Raw genomic sequence first — 22,042 nt, forward strand, 5'->3', positions numbered from 1 at the left:
GTTGGTACAAAAAATACCTGAAAAGCCAGCGGAAGTGACATGGACTGATGACCAGTGGAAGGCCATCTATGCAAGCGGCCAGGATACACTTGTATCGGCTGCGGCAGGCTCTGGTAAAACGGCAGTTCTCATTAATCGTATGATTGAAAAGGTAGTGGCGACAGAGAATCCCATCAATGTCGACGAGCTACTTGTCGTAACATTTACAAATGCATCCGCTGCTGAGATGCGTTACCGTATGGCGGAGGCGCTTGAAAAGGCTATTGCAGAAAATCCAACTTCCAACCATTTGCGACGCCAGCTAAGTCTTGTCAATAAAGCACAAATTTCAACGCTGCATTCTTTCTGCTTAGCTATTGTGAAGCAGTACGCCTATATGCTAGATATTGATCCAGGCTTTCGTATAGCAAATGAGGCAGAGGTCGCTTTGTTAAGGGACGATATATTAGCAGAAGTATTAGAAGATGCTTACGATTCTGAGGATGAAGCACAGGTTCAAGCAATCTACCGTCTTGTTGATAGCTTTACATCGGATCGTGATGATCAGGCTATTGAAACATTAATAAGCAAGCTTTATGATACGTCTCGTGTTCATGCAGAGCCTCAAAAATGGCTTCGTAGTTTACCAGAGACATATGACTTAGCAGCGGACGTGACCATTGATGATTTAGAGCTGTCGAAATATGTAAAGTTAACCGTCAAGCATAGTCTTGAGGAGGCATTCGTCTTAATTTCTGAAATGCGTGCCATTACGCTACAGCCCGAGGGACCTGCACCATATGCTGAAACTGCAGAAATGGATTTTGCCATGATTCAGGAAGGCATTCGCATTAGTCGTGAAGGAACGTGGCAAGAACTCTTTGATTATTTTGGTACGGTGAAATGGTCAACTTTAAAGCGTGTATCAAAGGATGCTTTAGTGGATGTGGAGCTACAAGATCTTGCTAAGAAAAAACGTGAGGCAGCAAAAAAAATTGTGAACAAGCTTAAGGAGACTTTTTTCGTTCGGACTCCTGCACGCTTGTTAGAAGAGATTCGATTAATGGGTCCGACGATAGGAACATTAGTTGAATTGACGAATGTTTTTAGTGAACAGTTCCGCATGGCAAAATTAGAACGAGGAATTATTGATTTCTCGGATTTAGAGCATTTCGCATTGCAAATTTTAACTGTAGAAGTTGAAGGTGAATTACAGTCTTCACCGGTTGCACTAGATTTGAAAAAACGTTTTAAAGAAGTACTTGTTGATGAATACCAAGATACAAATATGCTTCAAGAAACAATATTGCAGCTTGTGAAAACAGGTAGTGAGCAAGAGGGAAATCTGTTTATGGTTGGGGACGTCAAACAAAGCATTTACCGTTTCCGTTTAGCAGAACCGAAGCTTTTTATGCGAAAATATAGCGAGTTTCTAGAGACCCCAGATTTAACGGGAATGCGTATAGATTTAAACGCTAATTTCCGTAGTCGACAAGAAGTGTTGAACGCTACAAACTATGTATTTGCACAAATTATGGGTGAGCGTGTAGGGGAAATTCTTTATGATGAAAATGCTTCATTAAAGCCAGCAGCGCCGTATGATGATAAAGAAGTTCCGGTAGAGCTAGTCATCATGCATCCTCCTGACGAAGAGGCGTTGGATGAAGAGGCGGAAGACATTGCAAGCGACGCCTCTGAACTAGAGGAATTAAAAAAATCACAGTATGAGGCACGTTTTATCATTGAGCGTATTCGGCAGATGATGGAGGATGGGACAACCGTATTCGATACAAAAACGAAGACAGAACGGCCATTAAAATATAGTGATATTGTGATTTTAATGCGTTCAATGACATGGTCAACTGATTTAGTTGAGGAATTTAAGCTTGCGGGAATCCCTCTCTATGCGGAGTCCTCTAAAGGATATTTTGATGCGCTTGAAGTTATGATTATGCTGAATGTACTAAAGGTTGTCGATAATCCATATCAGGATATTCCTTTAGCTTCAGTGCTACGCGCACCATTTGTTGGCTTAACAGAAAATGAGCTAGCAAAAATACGGTTAGCAGATAAAAAAGCGCCATTTTATGATGCATTAAGGCAATTTATTCGAAGTGATGGACATGGTGTGCAATCAGACACTTTTGTGAAGCTTCAACGATTTATGCTAGCATTTGAAAACTGGCGAGATTTAGCACGACGTGGTTCACTGTCAGATTTAATTTGGAAAATTTATTTAGACACGCATTATTATGAGATGGTTGGTGCTATGCCAAATGGTAAGCAGCGTCAGGCCAACTTACGCATTTTACATGACCGTGCTTTAATGTATGAGAAAACAGCCTTTCGAGGACTATTTCGCTTTTTACGTTTTATTGATCGTATGCGTACGCGTGGAGATGATTTAGGAACAGCTAAATCAATTGGAGAAAAGGATGATGTTGTGCGTCTTGTAACGATCCACTCTTCAAAAGGTTTGGAATACCCTGTTGTCTTTGTTGCAGGGATGGGGAGACCGTTTAATAAAATGGATTTCCACAATCCGTATTTATTCGATCAAGATTTTGGCCTTGCAGTGAAGGCAATTGATCCAGAAAATCGTATTACGTATACATCTCTACCATTTTTAGCGCTAAAGGAGAAAAAGGAGCTTGAAATGCGGGCTGAGGAAATGCGTGTATTGTACGTAGCGATGACACGTGCGAAGGAGCGACTTATTTTAGTAGGCTCCGTGAAAAATTGGAGTAAAACGCTCGATAACTGGCAGGATGCTCAAAGTTTACCGGTGGATGCCCCATTACAAGAGTATTTACGCGCGAGAGCTAATAGCTACTTTGATTGGCTTGGGCCTGCAGTTGCTAGACATGCAGATTTTGCAAAAATTGCTTCTTCTTCCTATAAGGCATCTGAAGATGTATCACATTGGTGGGTACGAGCTGTAGAAACAAGCCATTATGCGTATGACATACAGGCGTTAGAGGATGAGATACAGCCATTGCTAGAAACGCCAGAGGACGAAGCTTTGCTGTCGGAAATTACGATGCGTTTTCAAACACATTATGCATTTCAGAAATCAACACAAAAACGCTCTAAAACATCTGTAAGTGAAATTAAGCGTATAGAAAATCTACAGCGGCAGGAGGAGCCTGAATATTACTTTTCAGTACCTTCTAAGCAAAAAATGACGACTATTGCGCCCCGTCCAACCTTTTTACAGGACAAACAGATGACAGGTGCAGAAATAGGAACAGCTGTCCATACGGTCATGCAGCATGTACCTCAAAACGGCTTTACGGATGTACAGGAGGTTAAGGAGTTTGTCGCTCATTTAGTGGCAAGGCAGCTTCTGACCGAGGCTGAGGGCAAGGTTGTTCCATGGAAAAAAATATATAATTTCTTTACAACAGATATTGGACAACGCTTTAAAAAAGCAAAAACAATCCGAAGAGAACTGCCATTTACGATTAGTAGGGTAGATGAAGACGGCGACGCTCAAATTGTACAAGGGATTATTGATTGCTTATTTGAGGATGAGAATGGTGAATGGATTTTGCTTGATTATAAGACAGATCGTATCCAATCGCATTTTGCAGAGGAACCAGCGCTAACGAAGGAACTTTTAGACCGATATGGTGTTCAGCTCAGAGTTTATAGTGAGGCGATAGAATCTATCCTTCAAATCAAAGTGAGTGATAAAGTTCTATATTTATTCGATATTGAACGGGCTTTACATGCATAAGTGAACGAGGTGAAAACAGGGCTATCTGATATAGTTTCATAATAAGGGAATGAATTTAGAGAGCCTTGTTTTCGCCATATACATAGAGGAGGCTATTTTGTGGAGTTAAAACCGACAATGTTGCAGGAACGCATCGCAACATTAGATATTTTACGTGGTATTAGCTTACTAGGTATTTTACTCGTTAATATGTTTGCCTTTTATTTGCCAATGCCATATATTGATTTGGCATCATGGTTTACAACACCGTCAGATATGGTGTGGCAGCAAAATTTAGATATTTATGTACAAAGTAGCTTTTATCCACTGTTTGCCATGTTATTTGGCTATGGACTCGCTATGCAATGGCAGAAAGCACAAAGCCGTGAACAAAATTTTTATGCGATAGGACTGCGAAGACTTTCTGTATTGTTTGTATTTGGTTTAATACATGCTGTGCTCATTTGGTGGGGCGACATTTTAATGATGTATGCATTTTGTGGCATTTTTTTATTGCTTTTACTACGTCTACATCCTATTTGGTTATTGTCAATCGGTATTATGATTAACGGTGTTATGCAAGTTTTTATGTTATTTATTGTAGGGTATATTAATTTTAATACGAAAATTGATGAGTATTTAGATATCACTTCGGTAGAGCAGGCGATAACTGCTTACGGGACGGGCAGTTGGATGGATGCATTTATGCAACGTTTAACCGATTTATCTGTTCAGGCGGGAATCGGCATGTGGTTTGTGGTATTATTTACAATTTTACCATTTATGTTAATTGGTGCTGCGGCTTCTAAATGGCGTTTAGTGGAACGAGCGAAGGAGCTAAAATGGCTTTGGCTGGCATTAGCAATAGCTGGATTAGCAGTTGGTATTTTCATCAAGAGCTTACCGATTATGTTTACACGTACGTATTTATTAGACTACATGAAAGTTTACATAGGTGGTCCAATTTTAGCAGTAGGCTACATTGGGCTCATCGTTTTACTTTGTTTATTTCCAACTGTATCAAAGTTGCTTAGTCCTTTTGCCAAAATGGGACGCATGTCGCTAACGATGTACATACTTCAATCGATCATTGGAACATGTTTATTTTATCAATTCGGATTTGGCTGGTATGGAAAAGTGAGCGTCGCAACAGGCGTGTTAATAGCAGTCAGTATTATTATTATCCAAATGATTGTGGCAGAAATTTGGCTAGCGAAATGGCAACAAGGTCCGTTAGAGGCTTTATGGCGCAAGTTAACGTATAAAGAGAAAACTAAAGTAAGTTAATTGTATTCAGCGTGTCGGCAACATATAGTTAATGAATACGTCTTGTATAATAAGAATAATTAATCGTGAATTGGCTCATTATTAAAAGTTGGGATAGCATTTGTTAAAACGTATGTTATGTATATAAGTTGATTGTAGTGGAGGATGGGCGACTCCTTGGGGATCAGCGTCACAGATGAGACCCTGGAGCGATCAACGCGAGTGAAGCGGCTCATCGGACGCCCCCAGGAAAGCGCTCATCCGGAACGGAAATCAACCCACGTTATGGTGATGAGCCCACGATTTAATAGGAATAAAAATAGTTATCGCAAAAGTAAGGCAATTCCTATAATATTGTTGTATCATGTAGAAAAAAGAAGGAGCTCTGAAAATCATGAAAATTTTATCATTTAAATTAGGTGGACATGTAAGCTTTGGACCAAAAGTAAAAAAAGAAGAAGCGGTATGGGATGTACTCGCTATTCAAAATGAACTTCAAGTTCTCCCTTCTTTTTCAAGTTCAATTGTAGATGGCATTGCTCTAGGCTTTGATTTTGTTGAACAGATTCGTAAATTAGTAGAAGCCGCTGAAAAATCAGATCGCGCTAATAGCTTCAAACGTGAATTTACAGCGATCGAGTGGTTATCACCGATTCCACGTACACCAAAAAACATTATGTGTATTGGGAAAAACTATGATGAACATGCTAAAGAAATGGGAGCAGAGGCAGCTCCAACAGACTTAATGGTATTTACAAAATCTCCGACTGCTATTGCTGCTGATGGCCAAACAATATCTATCCATGCCGATCTTTCATCTAAAATGGATTATGAAGGCGAATTAGCTGTTGTCATTGGTAAACGCGGTAAAAATATTCCGAAAAACTTAGCATACGATTATGTATTTGGTTACACGATTGCCAATGATATAACAGCGCGTGATTTACAAGAAAAACATAAGCAATTCTTCATAGGAAAAAGCTTGGAAGGAACTTGTCCACTTGGACCTTACCTTGTAACAAAAGATGAAATTCCGAATCCACAAGATTTAACAGTGGTAACAAAAGTGAATGATGAAGTACGCCAAAACGGCTCAACAAAAGATATGATGTTCACTGTAGAATCATTAGTATCGATTTTATCTCAGCATGTAACATTAGAGCCAGGTGATGTTATTTTAACGGGTACTCCAGCGGGTGTTGGTAAAGGCTTGAATCCGCCACAATTTTTAAAAGCTGGGGATACTGTGAAAGTGTCCATTCAAGGCATCGGTACTTTAGTGAATCATTTTGAATAATTTTTTCAAATCCGCGTGAGTTTACCTCCGCGGATTTTTAACTTCTTTCAGTAGATTCCGGACACAATTATGCAGAGGCATAATTGATGTATATTATATGAACACTATTGTAATGTTTGAAACCCTTTCCATCACATGGTAGGATAGAGTTTGATAGAAAAAAGAATATGAGGTGGGGACAATAATGGATTTCTTAACTAGCCGAACGGATGCGCATATTACTACTTGGGTAGTTGCAATCGTAATCTTTTTAATTGCAGCATTAATGGGCAAGCAGTCAAAAGGCTTACATATGACATTACGTTTATTCTACATTTTAATTATTATTACTGGTGGGGCACTATTCTTTAAATACCAAGCTGGAGATCCAATGCTATATGGTCTTAAATTCTTAGGCGGTATTTTAGTCATTGGTATGATGGAAATGGTATTAGTTCGTCAAAAGAAAAATAAACCAACTGGCCTGTTTTGGATTTTATTTGCAGTATTCTTATTCATTACATTATTTTTAGGCTTCAAACTGCCAATGGGAATAAATTTCTTGGCATAATTATTTTGAAAAGTCGTGAAGATTTCGCTTCACGGCTTTTATTTTTGGGGGGAAGTTAAATCGCTCAGGTAGCTTGAAAAACTGCTCGGGTAAGCCGGAGAAGTGATCAGGTAGGTCGGAAAACTGCTCAGGTATGCCAGAAAAGTGAACGGGTAAGCCGAAGAAGTGATCAGGTAAGCTGAAGAAATGCTCAGGTCCCCAAAAAAATGCTTGGCTCCCCCGACCAAGCCCCAAATGAATTGATTAGGAGAAGTTGACACCTTTTTGTCGTAATTAATTTTGCATTTTCGGAAAATATTTTTAAATGATAGCGACGTGACTATTTTATTTGGTAAAATGACGATGGATTGGTTTGAAAGAGAGGGAATAATAGTGAAATTCAAGAAGTGGATAAGTGCGACAGCTGCATCGCTTTTACTAGCAACTACATTAGTGAGTGCTACACCAGTTGCACATGCTGATGAAGCAACGACAAGAACGATTGCAGAAGAAAGCATCTATGATTTACTCGTTGACCGTTTCTTTAATGGTTCGGGCACTAACGATTTTGATACAAATACGCAAGACCCTACTAAGTTTGCAGGTGGCGATTTTGCAGGTTTACAGGATAAACTAAAATTTATCGGAGAGATGGGCTTTACAATTGTTTCGATTGGCCCTGTTTTTGCCACTGAAAAATATGATGGATCGATGCCGACGAGCTACTCTACAATTGAGCGTCATTTTGGGACATCTGAGGAGTTCCAAAGCGTCATTGAGACCTATAAAGCTAAAAATGTATCGATCATGGTTGATTTCCCGCTAAACAATGTAAGTCCGAATCATGAGTGGGCAAAAGATCCAGCGAAAAAGGATTGGATTACTTCAACAAATAATGGACAAGTACAATGGGACTTAAAAAACAAAGATGTACAAGAAGCACTTATTAAATCTGCAACAGATTTTGTCTCTACATATGATGTTGGTGGGGTGCGTTTAACAAATATTGCTGGTGCCGATACAGGATTTATCAATGCAGTGATTAAGGCATTAAAAGATTCGAAAAAATCGCTCTATGTGATTTCTAATGAAGAAAGTGATGCAAACTTTGATGCAAGCATTTCACCGGCTACAGCTGATATTTACCGTAATATATTTAAAAATGTTGATATGGATTCTTCTAAGTTGATGGACCCATTAAAAGGTGAAAAGCCAACTCAAATTATGGTGGATTCGCTAGAAACACGTCGTTTTACATTTGATTCTGCAGCTGAAAATATGTTCCCACCAACGCGTTTGAAAATGGCTATGGGTGCTTTATTTATGATGCCAGGGATTCCAGTTGTGCAATATGGTACAGAAATTGCGATGAACGGGGAAACAAAGCCAGATACGCACCAAATTTTCAACTTTAAAACAGATGATGAGTTAATCGAATATATTAAAAATGTTCAATCGTTACGTAATAAATCTGAGACATTACGAAATGGTGATTTTGAAGTTATTACAAATGAAAATGGCCTACTTGTATTTACACGAACATCTGATAAAGAGAAATGGGTCATCATGGTTAACAACACTAGTAAAACACAACGCGTTGATTTAACACCTGCTCAGCTTGGGGAAGGTAAAATGCTAAATGGTATTATACATGAAGAAAAAGTTCGTATTAATGAAAAAGATGTGTATCCGGTTATTTTAAATCGTGAAATGGTAGAGATTTATCAAGTTAGAGATGATGAAGGATTAAATGTACCTTATATGGTAGCACTAGGATTAGTATGGGTTATATTCATAGGATTTGTAGTTGTTATTATTAGACGAGGTAAAGTACGTCGTAAGGAGCAAGATGTTCAATAATAAAGGGGCTTAATCCCTCATTGATTTTACAGGCAGTTAATACAAGATAAAATGATAACCCCCTTCAACACTTTTAAGTGCGGAGGGGGTTTTTGTTAAGCTTGATAGCTTTTATTCGTAAAGAAGATGGCAATTGTACCTGGTCCAACGTGTGAGCCGATTGCTGAGCCAATCATTGTTACTTGAATGGCTTTTGGCGAAAATCTTTTTTGGATAGAAGCCTTTACTTCGTTGGCAAAGTCCACATCATCACTATGACTAATACCAATAATTTTCTCAGAAAAATCATCGCCGCGTTCTTGCATTAAATCTAACATGCGAGTGATGGCTTTTTTGCGTCCGCGAGATTTTTCAATCGGCACAAGTTTACCGTCCTCTACATTTAAAATTGGTTTAATGCTTAGGAGCCCTCCAAGAAATGCGCTTGCCTTTGATACACGCCCACCTTTAGCAAGGTAATCTAAATCCTCAACTGTAAATAAGTGTTCCATTTGTGGGGTAAGAGCTGTGATTTTTGCTTCGATTTCTTCCAATGAAGCACCTGTATTTCGAAGTCGAACCGCTTCTTCGACTACTAGACCAAAACCAAGTGAAGCACATTTAGAATCGATGATCGCTAATTTAAGGGAGGGATATTGCTCCTGCACTTGATTGCGAATCATGACTGCCGTATTATAGGTGCCTGATAATTCCGATGAAAAGGCAATATAGATCCCTTCCTCTTCATTCTTTGCTAGATTTTCGAAATGGTTGAGAAAAATCTCTGGTGATACTTGGGATGTTTTTGGGCGAGCTCCTTGACGAATAGCATCGTAAATTTCTTTGGAATCAATTGAAATGACATCATCATATTCATTATTGTTCAATTGCACTCGTAGTGGAAGAAGTTCAACATTGTTTTCTTCATAGTAAAACTTTGGTAAATCACATCCACTATCAGTAAAAATTTTCATCATTTGTCCCCCTAATTTAATATTCTATATGAGAAGTTTTCAAATACCTATACTACATAACAGGTGAACAAGTGTCGAGCTTTCACTTTCCACTTTATGTTTCTCTAAACTATTTCTAATGAAATATTATATAGATATATTATCATATCGAGTTTCAGTATAATTGCAACCCAGGATTTTTAACTTTATTCAATAAGTACCTATCGAATAAAGAGTACTTCTGAATAAAGTTAAAATGAAAAAATGACTCATTACCATAACGTGGTTGATTTCCGTTCCGACTGGGCGCTTTGACGTGACAGCAACAGCACCGATGTTGGTCACGAAGGCGTTATCATAGGACGTGATGGTTTTAGCCTTCGTTCCTCTGTTGCTAATCCCCAAGGAGTCGCCCAATCTCCACTCCAATCAACTTGGTATACGTTTCAACAGGTGTCATCCACAATTTTTGGTGATGATCCAGAAAATGGGGTATCACTACTTAACTAGGTTAATTTCAAGCGATCGATGAGTGTTTTAGCAATGCCATCGTCATTATTGGTTGTGGTAATTTCATTAGCAATATTTTTTAAAGTAGGAATGCCATTGCCCATTGCTACACCGATGCCGGCGTAATCGATCATTTCTAAATCGTTATCTTCATCACCGAATGCAATAATACGCTCGCGTGGAATACCTAAATCTTTTGCTACATGAGCGATTCCCACTGCTTTATTTAAGCCACGGCGAACAATCTCAATAATGTGAAGTGGAGCACCCCAGCGACGATGTTCAATGACCTCTGCATGAACAGCCTGTAAATGATCACGGATAATCGTGGAATTTACTTCATTCGCTTGAATCAGTAAACTAGTTGGGTTATCAAGTAAATGGGTATAGAGGTCTCCAAGAGTAATTTTTGGATTCCCCATATTAAAAATGTTTAATATCCGTTCATTCTCTGTATGCACATAAATATCGTCCTTAACTTCTGCAATGATATTTTCGTATTGATAGCTATTGATGGAATCAACGACATCATGCACTACGCCTAAATCAATAGGAGTATGCTTAGTCTGCCAAGCAGCATTTTTCGGGTGGTGGACGTAAGCACCATTAAAATTCACGATGGGCGTTGTAAGGCCAAGTTCGTGATAGTATATATCACTCGCACGATAAGGACGACCTGTAGCAATCATCACTTGATGACCTTGTTCCTTTGCCTGCAATAATGTTTTTTTAGTTTTGGCTGAAATTTGTTGTTGGTCCGTTAATAACGTACCATCTAAGTCTAAAACGATTAAATGCGGTTTCATAGCTCATTGCCCCTTTCCTATAATTTGAATAGTATCTCTTTGTAAACCATACGTCAAAATTTTGTCACATAGAGAAAAGTTTGCTAACATAAAGATAGACAAAAGTTGGGAGTGACAAAGATGATTGTTGAAAAAGAATTGTGGGGAGATATTCCTTTATTACATATACATACAGAAAATATGAATGAAAAAACCCCAGTAGTTATTTTTTTACATGGTTTTATGAGCGCAAAAGAACATAACTTACATTATGCATACCAATTAGTAGGCAACGGGGTGCGTGTCCTATTACCAGATGCAAAATTACATGGCGACCGTAGTGAAGGACTATCTGAGATGAAAATGAGCTTACATTTTTGGGATATTGTTTTAAATTCTATTCATGAAGTTGAACAATTATATAATGAATTAAAGAATAAAAAATTATTAGTGGATGATAAAATTGGCGTTGCTGGTACATCGATGGGTGGAATTGTAACATCAGGCTGTTTAAAGCGTTATGACTGGATTAAAACAGCAGCAGTATGCATGGGTGCACCAGGGTTTCTTAAATTAGCGGAGTATCAATTACAGCAATTCGCTAAAAGCGGTGTGAATTGGCCAATGTCAGAAGAAGAAGTACAACAAACGAATGAACTTCTTGCTAAATATGATGTCAGCCTAACACCAGAAAAATTCGCAGGACGACCTGTGTTATTTTGGCATGGGGAATTAGATAAAACCGTTCCTTTTAATGAAACGTATAATTTTTATTTAACTTTACGCAATTATTATGAAACAAATCCAGAAGACTTAAAGTTCTTAGCTAATAAAAGAGCGGGCCATGCTGTGTCACGAGATGGTATGTTAGCAGCAACTGAATGGCTTGCACAGCATTTGGCATAATAAGATGCATCTGCTATGATTAAGTTAACACTGTGACGGAAGGAGAAATACAGATGGATCAAGATATGAAAGACAGCATGTTCGGTGCATTAGAAAATGTAATTGACCCTGAGCTTGGTATTGATATCGTCAACTTAGGTTTAGTATATGATGTAGAGTTAGATGAAGAAGGTGTAGCAACCGTTACAATGACGCTAACGTCTATGGGCTGCCCAATGGGACCTGTTATTGTTGATCAAGTGAACACAGCTTTAGGTGAGCTTCCTGAGGTAAAAAGTACAAATGTCAACATTGTATGGAATCCACCTTGGTCAAAAGATAGAATGTCACGCTATGCCAAAATGGCATTAGGTGTACGCTAAGTCCACTTAAAGCACGAGAAAAAATCCCCGCTTATAACACATAAGCGGGGATTTTTTCTGTTTTTGAAATACAAAATAGTTAAAGTAATCTTTGTGACTGTGGCGTGCTTTAAATGAAGAAGATTTCTGTTCCAAGCTACTCATCATAAAACAACAGAAGAAACTTATAATAATGACGCTATTGTATATCTGGTGTTGCTGACGCTTTACTATCTGAAATACAACAATTGTTGCTGTCGCTTCGCTTTCGCACAGACAAAACATTGTTGCTAAAGTTTTTTGTTGTATCACTATGAATTTTAGTAACATGCAAGAAGATACACGCTATGTGATGTGGTTGATTGGAGTGGAGGCTGGGCGACTCCTCGGGGATCAGCGTCACAGATGAGACCCTGCAGCGCAGCGAAGCGGCTCATCGGACGCCCCCAGGAAAGCGCCCAGTCGGAACGGAAATCAACCCCTCGCTTTGCAGAAGAGTCTTACTTTATTTCTTTACATAATAGAACACAAAATCCCCACTTATAACTCATAAGCGGGGATTTTGCATGTTGCTATTAATCAATACGACATATTTGTAACGGACAATTTTCACAGGCGATTTCATCCTTTAAAAATTGTAAATCGTGAATGGTAATATAACCTTTTTCGAAGGATATGATATTTTGCTTCTTTAAGTCATTAAGCATGCGATTAATCATTTCTCGACTCGTCGCACATAAATTAGCGATTTCTGTATTTGTTAATGGGAGATCAATATAAATAGTGTCATTTTCTAAAGGCTTACCATAAGTATTTGAAAGGCGGATAAGTGTTGAAAATAAAGCGCCCTTTTTACCATTTAAAACTAAATCGCGCAAACGACTTTGATGTTTTAAATTTTCTGTTTGCAACCACTTCATATATTCCACCATTAAATTAGGTTGTTCCACTAGTAAAAGTTCCAATGATTCACGGCTTAGTACATATAAACTAGAGGGTTCTAAAACTTTAGCAGTCATAGAATTATACGTAAGGTTACAAAATAATGAGCTTTCTCCAATAATACTGTCTGGACCACAAATACGAATGGTTAATTCTTTCCCATTCTCTGTTTCCTGACTAATCGAGATTGCTCCTGTTTTTATATAATAAATTTCTTTCGCACGTTCGCCCTCTAAAAAAATTTTACTATCCTTATTCACTTTAATAAAAACACCGTGTTTTTGAAAAAGATCGTGAAATTTTTCTTGTATATTATCCATAATAGTCATATCTTCAACACATCTCTTTCTTTTTACGTAAAAATTGTTTAATTATTACAAAATAAGGTGAACAATTTACTAAATCTAAGAAATATACTTTTATTATAACGTAATTTTCCAGTTATAAGTGAAGAAATTTTAGGACTATTTCTTTGCTATGATTTGTCGTGTGTTGTAAAATAAAGTTAGTCAAAAAAGGTCAAACATTTTTAATGAAACAGAATGGCGAACGGGATTCCGCTTAACATTATTGAAAAGGAGTGCTAAATATGCAATTTCAACAAACAAATGACAAAAAACCATTAGAACAATTTGGACGTAATTTAATTGAAGAAGTAAAAAACGGTAAAATGGACCCGGTAATCGGCCGTGATGAAGAAATTCGGAATGTTATTCGGATTTTAACACGTAAAACGAAAAATAATCCTGTCTTAATAGGTGAGCCTGGGGTTGGTAAAACAGCTATTGTAGAAGGATTAGCCCAACGTATCGTAAAGGGCGATGTGCCTGAGGGGTTAAAGGATTGCATACTGTATGAGTTAGATATGAGTGCCTTAATAGCAGGTGCTAGTTATCGAGGACAATTTGAAGAGCGCTTAAAGGGTGTTTTAAAAGAGGTAAAAGACTCAGAGGGGCGCATTATTTTATTTATAGATGAAATTCATACGATTGTTGGCGCTGGTAAAACGGAAGGTGCGATGGACGCTGGGAATATGCTAAAGCCAATGCTTGCACGAGGTGAGCTACATTGTATCGGAGCTACAACATTAGATGAATACCGTATGTATATTGAAAAAGATCCTGCTTTAGAGCGTCGTTTCCAACAAGTGCTTGTACGTGAGCCATCTATTGAAGATACAGTTTCCATTTTACGAGGCTTGAAAGAGCGCTTTGAGTTACATCATGCAGTACGCATTCATGACCGTGCGATTGTAGCGGCAGCAGAGCTTTCAGATCGCTATATTACAGAGCGTTTCCTGCCAGATAAGGCCATCGATTTAATCGATGAAGCATGTGCGATGATTCGAACAGAAATTGATTCCATGCCACAGGAATTGGATGCAGTAAAACGCCGTATTATGCAACTTGAAATTGAGGAACAAGCACTACGTAAAGAAAAGGACGAGGCAAGCAAAAAGCGACTAGAGCAACTCAGTGATGAATTAACAAAGCTGAAAGAATCTTCTGAGGGTATGCTTAAACAATGGGAAACCGAAAAAGGGGCGTTACATGGCATTCAGAAAAAACGTGAAAAACTAGATAAATACCGTCGTGACTTAGATGAAGCAGAAAGTAAATATGATTTAAATAAAGCAGCCGAACTACGTCATGGGAAAATTCCTACGCTTGAAAAGGAAATTCAAGAGATGGAAAAACAATTAGAGAATGGTACGGAATCACGTATTTTACGTGAAGAGGTAACAGCTGATGAAATCGCATCTATCGTCTCACGCTGGACAGGGATACCAGTGACGAAATTAGTAGAAGGTGAGCGTGAAAAATTATTGCGCTTAAAAGATACATTGCATGAGCGTGTAGTCGGACAAGATAATGCTGTACAACTTGTTACAGAAGCGGTATGGCGTGCTCGAGCTGGTATTAAAGACCCGCATCGACCAATTGGTAGCTTTTTATTCCTAGGGCCAACAGGTGTTGGTAAAACAGAGCTTGCGAAGGCACTAGCGGCACAGCTGTTTGATTCTGAGGATCATTTTATTCGCATTGATATGAGTGAATATATGGAGAAGCATAGTGTATCACGTCTTGTAGGGGCACCTCCAGGCTATATTGGTTATGAAGAAGGTGGACAATTAACAGAAGCTGTTCGCCGAAATCCATATTCAGTAGTATTATTAGATGAAATTGAAAAAGCTCACCCTGATGTTGCAAATATTTTACTGCAAATTTTAGATGATGGACGCATTACGGATAGCCAAGGTCGTATGGTCAACTTTACGAACACAGTGGTTATTTTAACTTCTAACATTGGCTCAAACTATTTAATGGAAGCAAAAGAAGAAGATGTAGCAGTTGAGGATTTAGTGATGGCTGCACTTCGTCAACACTTTAAACCAGAGCTGTTAAATCGAATGGATGATATCATTATGTTCCATGCACTATCGGCTGAGCACTTCACAGCGATTGCTTGGAAATATGTCGAACAGCTTATCAAACGAGTTGCAGAGCAAGAAATTACTTTACAAGTAGAACAAAATGTAATTGACTGGGTTGTAGAACAAGGAGCAGATGCTCAGTTTGGCGCTAGACCACTAAAACGCTTCGTGCAACGTTATATTGAAACTGCGGTTGCAAAAGAATTGCTTCGTGGTGAAGTATTACCAGGAGAAACATTGCACATTAGAATGCATGATGGCCAATGCATCGTTGAAAAATAACAAAAAAACCTGTTCCGCATTGAGCGAAACAGGTTTTTTCTAGTTGAATTAATGATTGTCTGCAGCTTCTGGAGTTGACTCGTTTGGAATAACTGCACCGATGATGAAAACAAGAATTGTAAATACAACTGATGTGACAACAGCAGTTTGGAAATCAAAATCTGCACCAAGTACAGCGCTTACTACGTAGTTTACCATTGAAACTAGTAGGAATGACCATATGAATGTTACGATATATTGCATTAATTTCACCTCAACCGAACTTTTTTATATCATTATCATATCATAACATAAATCGAAAAAAAAAGAACCTTTTCTGTGAAACATGGCGAATTTGTAACAACGATAATCATCAATTGAGAACATTTTAGATGGCAAAATATTCGATTGGTTCATATCTATTTTCGATTTCCTGCTGTTCTATTATTCAAACCAATGTTGTAGTTCTAAGTTATTTCATACCGAGGTGGCTTATTTTGGTCATCTGTGATGCGTTGGTCATTATTAATTTGAAACTTTTCTACGTACCATTCGTATTATAACTAGACAATTCTAATTTTATAGAACTGAATAAAGGGAGAAATGAATTTTTTGAACCATTGAATGAAACAATTACTTTTTGTGATTTACTTGATTACCATTGCGGATGCGTATTACTCAACGTTGTTTATTGAATCAAAAACACCACCGCAACACCAGACGATTAAAGCGTCAGCCATTACGTTGGCACAACTACGGTAGCAAACCTAACAAAAAGAAACGTACAACACGTCGTTTGAAACCTTCTGTGTTGCAACCCATCAAGCGATTTCTTCAGAGCACTAAGTGTTCAAAAGAAAACGTGATCCTTAACGACCTATTAGAGAATAGTTTGGACGTACGCAGATTCATGCGAGAGCCACCTTTCATCTTTTTACGATATCGACTTTTACGATGTTGATAATAGCAATTGTTAGACTAAAGCTGCAGATCTATTTGCAGCTTTTTTCATTAACCACCATTATTAAATTTTTCAGCCTCACTTATCCTCAAAAATACGCTTTTTCCTGCATCAGTTCTAAAAGTTGTAGATGACATTTGTTAAATCGTATGGCATGTATATAAGCTGATTGGAGACCATTGATACTACTAGTTTTAAGACGTTAAATTTAATTCATCTTGCACCTCTCCTTCATTATGAGTTATAATTATGACCAGTTACTAATAATTGATAGTAAGAAAGCAGAGGGGTTGCTAAATGAACGCTGGTATTATAGGAATTGGCAAATACGTTCCGGAGAAGGTCGTTACAAATTTTGATTTAGAAAAAATGATGGACACTTCGGATGAATGGATTCGAACACGCACGGGGATTGAAGAACGTCGTTTTGCCGCAGATGATCAGGATACGTCAGATTTAGCAGTAGCTGCTGCTAAGGAGGCTATTGCAAAAGCAGGTATTACGCCAGAGGAAATAGGCTTAATCCTTGTTGCAACTGTAACACAAGATCAAAACTTTCCAAGTGTAGCATGTATGGTTCAGGAGCAAATCGGAGCAGTCAATGCAGCTGCGATGGATCAAGCGGCTGCTTGTGCAGGATTTATATATAGTTTAGTGACAGCAAAGCAATTTGTAGAATCAAATGCTTATAAATATGTCTTAGTAGTAGGTGTTGAAAAGCTGTCGAAAGTACTTGATTGGGAAGATCGCAATACTGCTGTATTATTCGGTGACGGTGCAAGTGCAGCGATTGTTGGTCCAGTATCAGAAGGTAGAGGTATTTTATCATTTGAGCTTGGAGCTGACGGCACAGGTGGAAAGAACTTGTATTTAACACAGCAAGATACAATCGCTATGAATGGCCGTGAAGTATTTAAGTTTGCCGTTCGTCAAATGGGTGAATCTGCAGTAAACGTTTTAGAAAAAGTAGGTTTAACAAAAGAAGACGTAGATTTTTTAGTGCCGCATCAGGCGAATATTCGAATTATGGAATCAGCTCGTGAGCGTTTAGAGCTACCACCGGAAAAAATGTCAAAAACGATTCACAAATATGGGAATACGTCGGCAGCATCTATTGGTATTTCCTTGGTAGATGAGCTTGAAGCAGGTAAGATAAAAGATGATGATTTATTAGTACTTGTTGGATTTGGTGGTGGCTTAACATGGGGCGCCGTTACAATAAGATGGGGAAAATAAAAACGAAAAATGCTTGAGGGGAGTAAGACAATGAGTAAACGACGAGTAGTAATTACAGGAATTGGCGCAGTTACACCACTAGGAAATAGCATCGAAGAAACATGGACTAACATTAAAGCTGGAAAATCTGGCGTTGGCGAGTTAACACGTTTAAATAAAGATCTTTTCGCAGCGAAAATTGCTGCTGAAATAAAAGATTTTAATATAGAAAAGTATATCGAACGTAAAGAAGCCCGTAAAATGGATCGTTTTACACAGTATGCCTTAGCAGCGTCTATCATGGCGATGGAAGATGCACAATTAACAATCGATGAAGAACTAGCACCACGAGCAGGTGTCTGGATTGGCTCTGGAATCGGTGGGATGGAAACATATGAACAACAGTTTTTAACTTTCCAAGAGCGTGGAGCAAGACGTGTAAGTCCATTCTTTATTCCAATGATGATTCCAGATATGGCTTCAGGCCAAGTATCGATTCACTTTGGAGCAAAGGGTATTAACTCTTGTTCAGTAACTGCTTGTGCTTCAGGTACAAACTCCATTGGGGATGCTTTTAAAGTAATTGAGCGTGGCGATGCAGATGTTATGATTTCTGGCGGTGCAGAGTCGCCGATCGTTACGATGGCAGTAGCAGGCTTCTGCGCAAATACTGCATTATCTTTAAATACAGATCCGGAAACAGCTTGCCGTCCATTCGATAAGAATCGCGATGGTTTCATCATCGGTGAAGGTGCGGGTATTGTTATTTTGGAAGAGTATGAGCACGCAAAAGCCCGCGGTGCAAAAATCTATGCAGAAGTTCTTGGCTACGGTGCAACAGGAGATGCGCATCATATTACAGCTCCAGCTCCAGAAGGAGAAGGTGCTTCTCGTGCAATGATGCAAGCTTTAACTGATGGTGGCGTAGAAGCTTCTCAAGTAGACTATATTAACGCACATGGAACAAGCACACCATATAATGATTTATTTGAAACACAGGCAGTAAAAACAGTCTTTGGTGAACATGCCTATAAGCTTGCGATGAGTTCTACAAAATCAATGACAGGTCACTTATTAGGTGCAGCTGGTGGTGTTGAAGCTATTTTCACAGCGCTAGCATTGAAAGAAGGCATTTTACCACCGACAATTAATTTAACAGATCCAGATCCAGATTGTGATTTAGATTATGTACCGAATGAAGCTCGAAAAGCAGAGATTCAATATGCTATGAGTAATTCACTTGGGTTTGGTGGACACAACGCTAGTCTACTATTCAAAAAAATCGAGGAATAATAAAGTAAAACTTTAATCAGTGGGGTTTCATCTCCCACTGATTTTTATAGTTCACCATTCGGGCTTTTACAGGCAGTTAATTAAGGTGTCATCATTTTAAATAAAGTAAGGCTTTTCCGCAAAACGAGGGGTTGATTTCCGTTCCGACTGGGCGCTTTGTTGCTGTCGCTTCGCTTTCGCACAGAGCAAAGCTTCCTGGGGGCGTCCGATGAGCCGCTTCACTCGCGGTGCTCGCTCCAGGGTCTCGGGCCAACACGATGTTGGTCACGAAGGCGTTATCACAGGATGTGATGCTTTTAGCCTTCGTTCCTCTATCGCTGATCCCCAAGGAGTCGCCCAGTCTCCACTCCAATCAACCGCTCTGCAGCAAAACGTCTTTATATGCGGAAAAATAGTGGCAGTAACAACAGATGTACAGTCGCTTCACTGCTATAAGTCTATTCTGTTTGATTAGTCTTTCAACAACATAAAAAAACGTCAGCCAATTTACGTGGCTGACGTCTTTTTTTATAGTTTTGTGAATAGATGATAATTAAGAAGAAATAGAAAGGATGCCCTTATCTTGTTCCGACTCTTTTTATTTTTAATGAGCTATGGCTTATTGATTCTCTCAGTAGGGAATCTCATTTTGTATTTGAATTATCGGACACTCGGATATTCCTGGCTAGTAGTTTTTAAGTTCATGGCACAAACATCAGCATTTTATATGGCCATTGGATCAGCCATTGTGTTATGCGCTGTTGTACTTGATCTTGGTTATGATAAAACTTTAAATGAAAAAGAGAAAATGTAACTCTTAAGTTGCTCTCTTTTTGGCCAAGCTCTTACAATCATCTTTATGATAAAGTCTTCTTTTTAGCGACGTGCACGACCAAGGCCCATTGCCTCTTCCATGCGTTTTAATGTAGCACTTGCAATTGCATTTGCCTTTTCAGCACCTGCGTCTAAAATAATATCTAATTCTGATGATTCTACCAAATTATAGAACTTCTCTTGAATTGGTGTCAGGTGATCAATAACAGCTGCTGCAACGCCTTGTTTGAAACCACCATAGCCAACGCCTTCGTATTTTTTTACAAGGTCGTCAATTGATACGCCTGAAATGGCAGATTCGATTGTTAGTAAATTAGAAACACCAGGTTTATTTTCTACATCAAATGCCACAATACCATCAGAGTCAGTAACAGCAGACTTAATTTTTTTCTCAATATCTTTCGCTGTATCTAAAAGCTTGATTGTCGCTTTTGTATTTGGATCAGATTTACTCATTTTCTTAGTTGGTTCCTGTAGTGATTTGATACGAGCTCCCGCTTTTGGTAATTGAATTTCAGGAATCGTTAAAACGTCACCATAACGTTTGTTAAAGCGCTCTGCTAGATCACGAGTAAGTTCAATATGCTGCTTCTGATCATCACCAACAGGGACAATGTTTGTATTATACAAAAGGATGTCTGCTGCCATTAATGGTGGATATGTTAGTAGAGCGGCAGATACGCTTTCCTTACCGTGAGATTTATCCTTGAACTGTGTCATACGTTCAAGCTCTCCAATCGATGCGACACATTGTAGCATCCAGCCTGCCTGTGCATGTGCTGACACTTCTGATTGAATAAATAATGTAGATTTTTTAGGATCGATTCCAGTAGCGATATACGTAGCTGCTAGGTTGCGAATATTTTGACGTAATTCCTTGGGATCTTGTGCCACTGTTATTGCATGCTGATCGACGATACAATAAACAGCATCTCCTTCATCTTGTAATGCAGGGAATTGCTTAAACGCACCTAAATAATTCCCTAGAGTTACAATACCTGTTGGCTGTACGCCTGAAAAAATAGTTGTCATTGTCATTTCCTCCTTGAATTTTGTTACCTCAGCTAGTCTTTACATAAGACCTGATCCGTTGATCCAAAATAAAAAAACATCATGCGTCCTCATTAGTTTTCTAATGAAGGGACGAATGATGTTTGAATCCGCGGTACCACCCAGCTTGCCTAAATCGGCCACTTTGCTTCGTAACGTGAAGGGACGAGCTTTGCTAATAGACTCCAGTAAGGAAACTAAGACGTTCACAAAGCTAACTCGGAAGTCCATTCCAAATGCTTACACGATCTGTTTGCAGCAACCACAGACTCTCTTAACGTGTAAAATGCATATGTACTACTCTTCGTCAGCGTTTTTTTATTTAGTTCAATAACCGTCTTCCATCTGTATAGATGAGGTGAACCCACCAAAGACATAATTGATTGATTGCAAAAAATTATATTATAAAGGATCGGTAAAAAGCAAGTGGGTAAAGTCAGACTTTTGGCGGTGTTCATTATTGGAAAAAAATTATATGCTATTTTCGCTGGTTTTTTATTTCCGTGCAGCAATAAATGTGTTCTGTCGAAAGCGAAGCGTCAGCGACAAAGCGCCCAGCCGGAACGGAGATCAACCACACGTTATGGTAACAAACTATTTATTTGAAAATGCAACCAATATTAGTAAATATACGTCTATATTGTACACACGGAACTGACAATATTCTCGTTTAAATTTTTTAAATGAGAACAAAAATAATCACGAAATGAGTGTTTAAAACGTGCTGCGAATGGGAATATTATTAGTAGTTCATTAGACATGCCAAGAAGTAACCTGCTTTGAAAAGTTATATAAATAGACAGAAAATTTCGTGTGATAGGGTTATTCTTTTTTTTATTGGAACTATATTCAAACATCACAGAGTACTGTATAATGGTATGTAGATTACATTACATTAATTCTAATTTAACACGCTGGTTTATAGATAATGATTAAAAGGAAAGGATGTG

15 protein-coding genes and 1 other annotated feature are annotated in these 22,042 nt (G+C 38.5%); of the genes, 10 read left to right on the forward strand and 5 right to left on the reverse strand.

All coding sequences use genetic code 11. The annotated features are described in order from the left end of the window. The first annotated feature begins 1 nt into the window (after window position 1). From addA to ABH966_RS06020, 5 genes are all read left to right on the forward strand, one after another. A complete protein-coding gene (gene addA, locus ABH966_RS06000) occupies window positions 2-3,718 on the forward strand; it encodes a helicase-exonuclease AddAB subunit AddA (protein WP_370076702.1) in 3,717 nt (1,238 codons plus the stop codon). Window positions 3,719-3,817: 99 nt separating this feature from the next. Beyond that, entirely contained in the window at window positions 3,818-4,984 is a 1,167-nt protein-coding gene (locus tag ABH966_RS06005; protein ID WP_370076704.1) for a DUF418 domain-containing protein, read from the forward strand. 373 nt (window positions 4,985-5,357) lie between these two features. Further along, window positions 5,358-6,260 (forward strand): fumarylacetoacetate hydrolase family protein, encoded by a 903-nt coding sequence (locus ABH966_RS06010; RefSeq protein WP_370076706.1) that lies wholly within the window; start codon window positions 5,358-5,360, stop codon window positions 6,258-6,260. A gap of 184 nt (window positions 6,261-6,444) precedes the next feature. Beyond that, entirely contained in the window at window positions 6,445-6,810 is a 366-nt protein-coding gene (locus ABH966_RS06015) for a YisL family protein (RefSeq protein ID WP_370076708.1), read from the forward strand. A 372-nt stretch (window positions 6,811-7,182) separates the two neighbouring features. After that, window positions 7,183-8,649 carry an alpha-amylase family glycosyl hydrolase gene (locus ABH966_RS06020; RefSeq protein ID WP_370076710.1) on the forward strand — a complete coding sequence of 489 codons (1,467 nt, stop codon included), beginning with the start codon at window positions 7,183-7,185 and terminating at the stop codon, window positions 8,647-8,649. A gap of 95 nt (window positions 8,650-8,744) precedes the next feature. On the opposite strand, the gene ABH966_RS06025 is transcribed toward ABH966_RS06020, so the two are convergent. Both ABH966_RS06025 and ABH966_RS06030 read right to left on the reverse strand, forming a co-directional pair. Then, window positions 8,745-9,602, reverse strand: a complete 858-nt coding sequence (locus ABH966_RS06025; protein WP_370076712.1) for a DegV family protein — start codon at window positions 9,600-9,602, stop codon at window positions 8,745-8,747. Window positions 9,603-10,087: 485 nt separating this feature from the next. Next, window positions 10,088-10,897, reverse strand: a complete 810-nt coding sequence (locus ABH966_RS06030; protein WP_370076714.1) for a Cof-type HAD-IIB family hydrolase — start codon at window positions 10,895-10,897, stop codon at window positions 10,088-10,090. A 120-nt stretch (window positions 10,898-11,017) separates the two neighbouring features. Between ABH966_RS06030 and ABH966_RS06035 the strand changes: the two genes are divergently transcribed. Beyond that, window positions 11,018-11,782 carry a prolyl oligopeptidase family serine peptidase gene (locus ABH966_RS06035; protein WP_370076716.1) on the forward strand — a complete coding sequence of 255 codons (765 nt, stop codon included), beginning with the start codon at window positions 11,018-11,020 and terminating at the stop codon, window positions 11,780-11,782. A 53-nt stretch (window positions 11,783-11,835) separates the two neighbouring features. Beyond that, window positions 11,836-12,144, forward strand: coding sequence for a metal-sulfur cluster assembly factor (locus tag ABH966_RS06040; RefSeq protein ID WP_370076718.1), 309 nt, complete (start codon window positions 11,836-11,838; stop codon window positions 12,142-12,144). A 554-nt stretch (window positions 12,145-12,698) separates the two neighbouring features. Here ABH966_RS06040 and ABH966_RS06045 read toward each other — a convergent pair. Next, window positions 12,699-13,385, reverse strand: a complete 687-nt coding sequence (locus ABH966_RS06045) for a Crp/Fnr family transcriptional regulator (protein WP_370076720.1) — start codon at window positions 13,383-13,385, stop codon at window positions 12,699-12,701. Window positions 13,386-13,654: 269 nt separating this feature from the next. Here ABH966_RS06045 and ABH966_RS06050 point away from each other — a divergent pair, with 269 nt between their 5' ends. Continuing rightward, complete coding sequence (locus tag ABH966_RS06050) at window positions 13,655-15,781, forward strand: ATP-dependent Clp protease ATP-binding subunit (protein ID WP_370076721.1); 2,127 nt, start codon at window positions 13,655-13,657, stop codon at window positions 15,779-15,781. A gap of 48 nt (window positions 15,782-15,829) precedes the next feature. On the opposite strand, the gene ABH966_RS06055 is transcribed toward ABH966_RS06050, so the two are convergent. Then, window positions 15,830-16,024, reverse strand: coding sequence for a YjzD family protein (locus ABH966_RS06055; RefSeq protein WP_370076723.1), 195 nt, complete (start codon window positions 16,022-16,024; stop codon window positions 15,830-15,832). Between the two features lie 994 nt (window positions 16,025-17,018). Here ABH966_RS06055 and ABH966_RS06060 point away from each other — a divergent pair. Together ABH966_RS06060 and fabF are read left to right on the forward strand one after the other, a co-directional pair. After that, entirely contained in the window at window positions 17,019-17,957 is a 939-nt protein-coding gene (locus tag ABH966_RS06060) for a beta-ketoacyl-ACP synthase III (RefSeq protein ID WP_370076725.1), read from the forward strand. Window positions 17,958-17,987: 30 nt separating this feature from the next. Next, window positions 17,988-19,229 carry a beta-ketoacyl-ACP synthase II gene (gene fabF / locus ABH966_RS06065; protein ID WP_370076727.1) on the forward strand — a complete coding sequence of 414 codons (1,242 nt, stop codon included), beginning with the start codon at window positions 17,988-17,990 and terminating at the stop codon, window positions 19,227-19,229. A gap of 855 nt (window positions 19,230-20,084) precedes the next feature. Here fabF and trpS read toward each other — a convergent pair. Then, window positions 20,085-21,074, reverse strand: coding sequence for a tryptophan--tRNA ligase (gene trpS / locus ABH966_RS06070; RefSeq protein ID WP_370076729.1), 990 nt, complete (start codon window positions 21,072-21,074; stop codon window positions 20,085-20,087). A gap of 104 nt (window positions 21,075-21,178) precedes the next feature. After that, window positions 21,179-21,412: a binding site (T-box leader), on the reverse strand. Window positions 21,413-22,042 lie beyond the last annotated feature (630 nt).

This window comes from Lysinibacillus sp. RC46, assembly GCF_041262385.1.
In the GTDB taxonomy this organism is placed as follows: Bacteria; Bacillota; Bacilli; order Bacillales_A; family Planococcaceae; genus Lysinibacillus.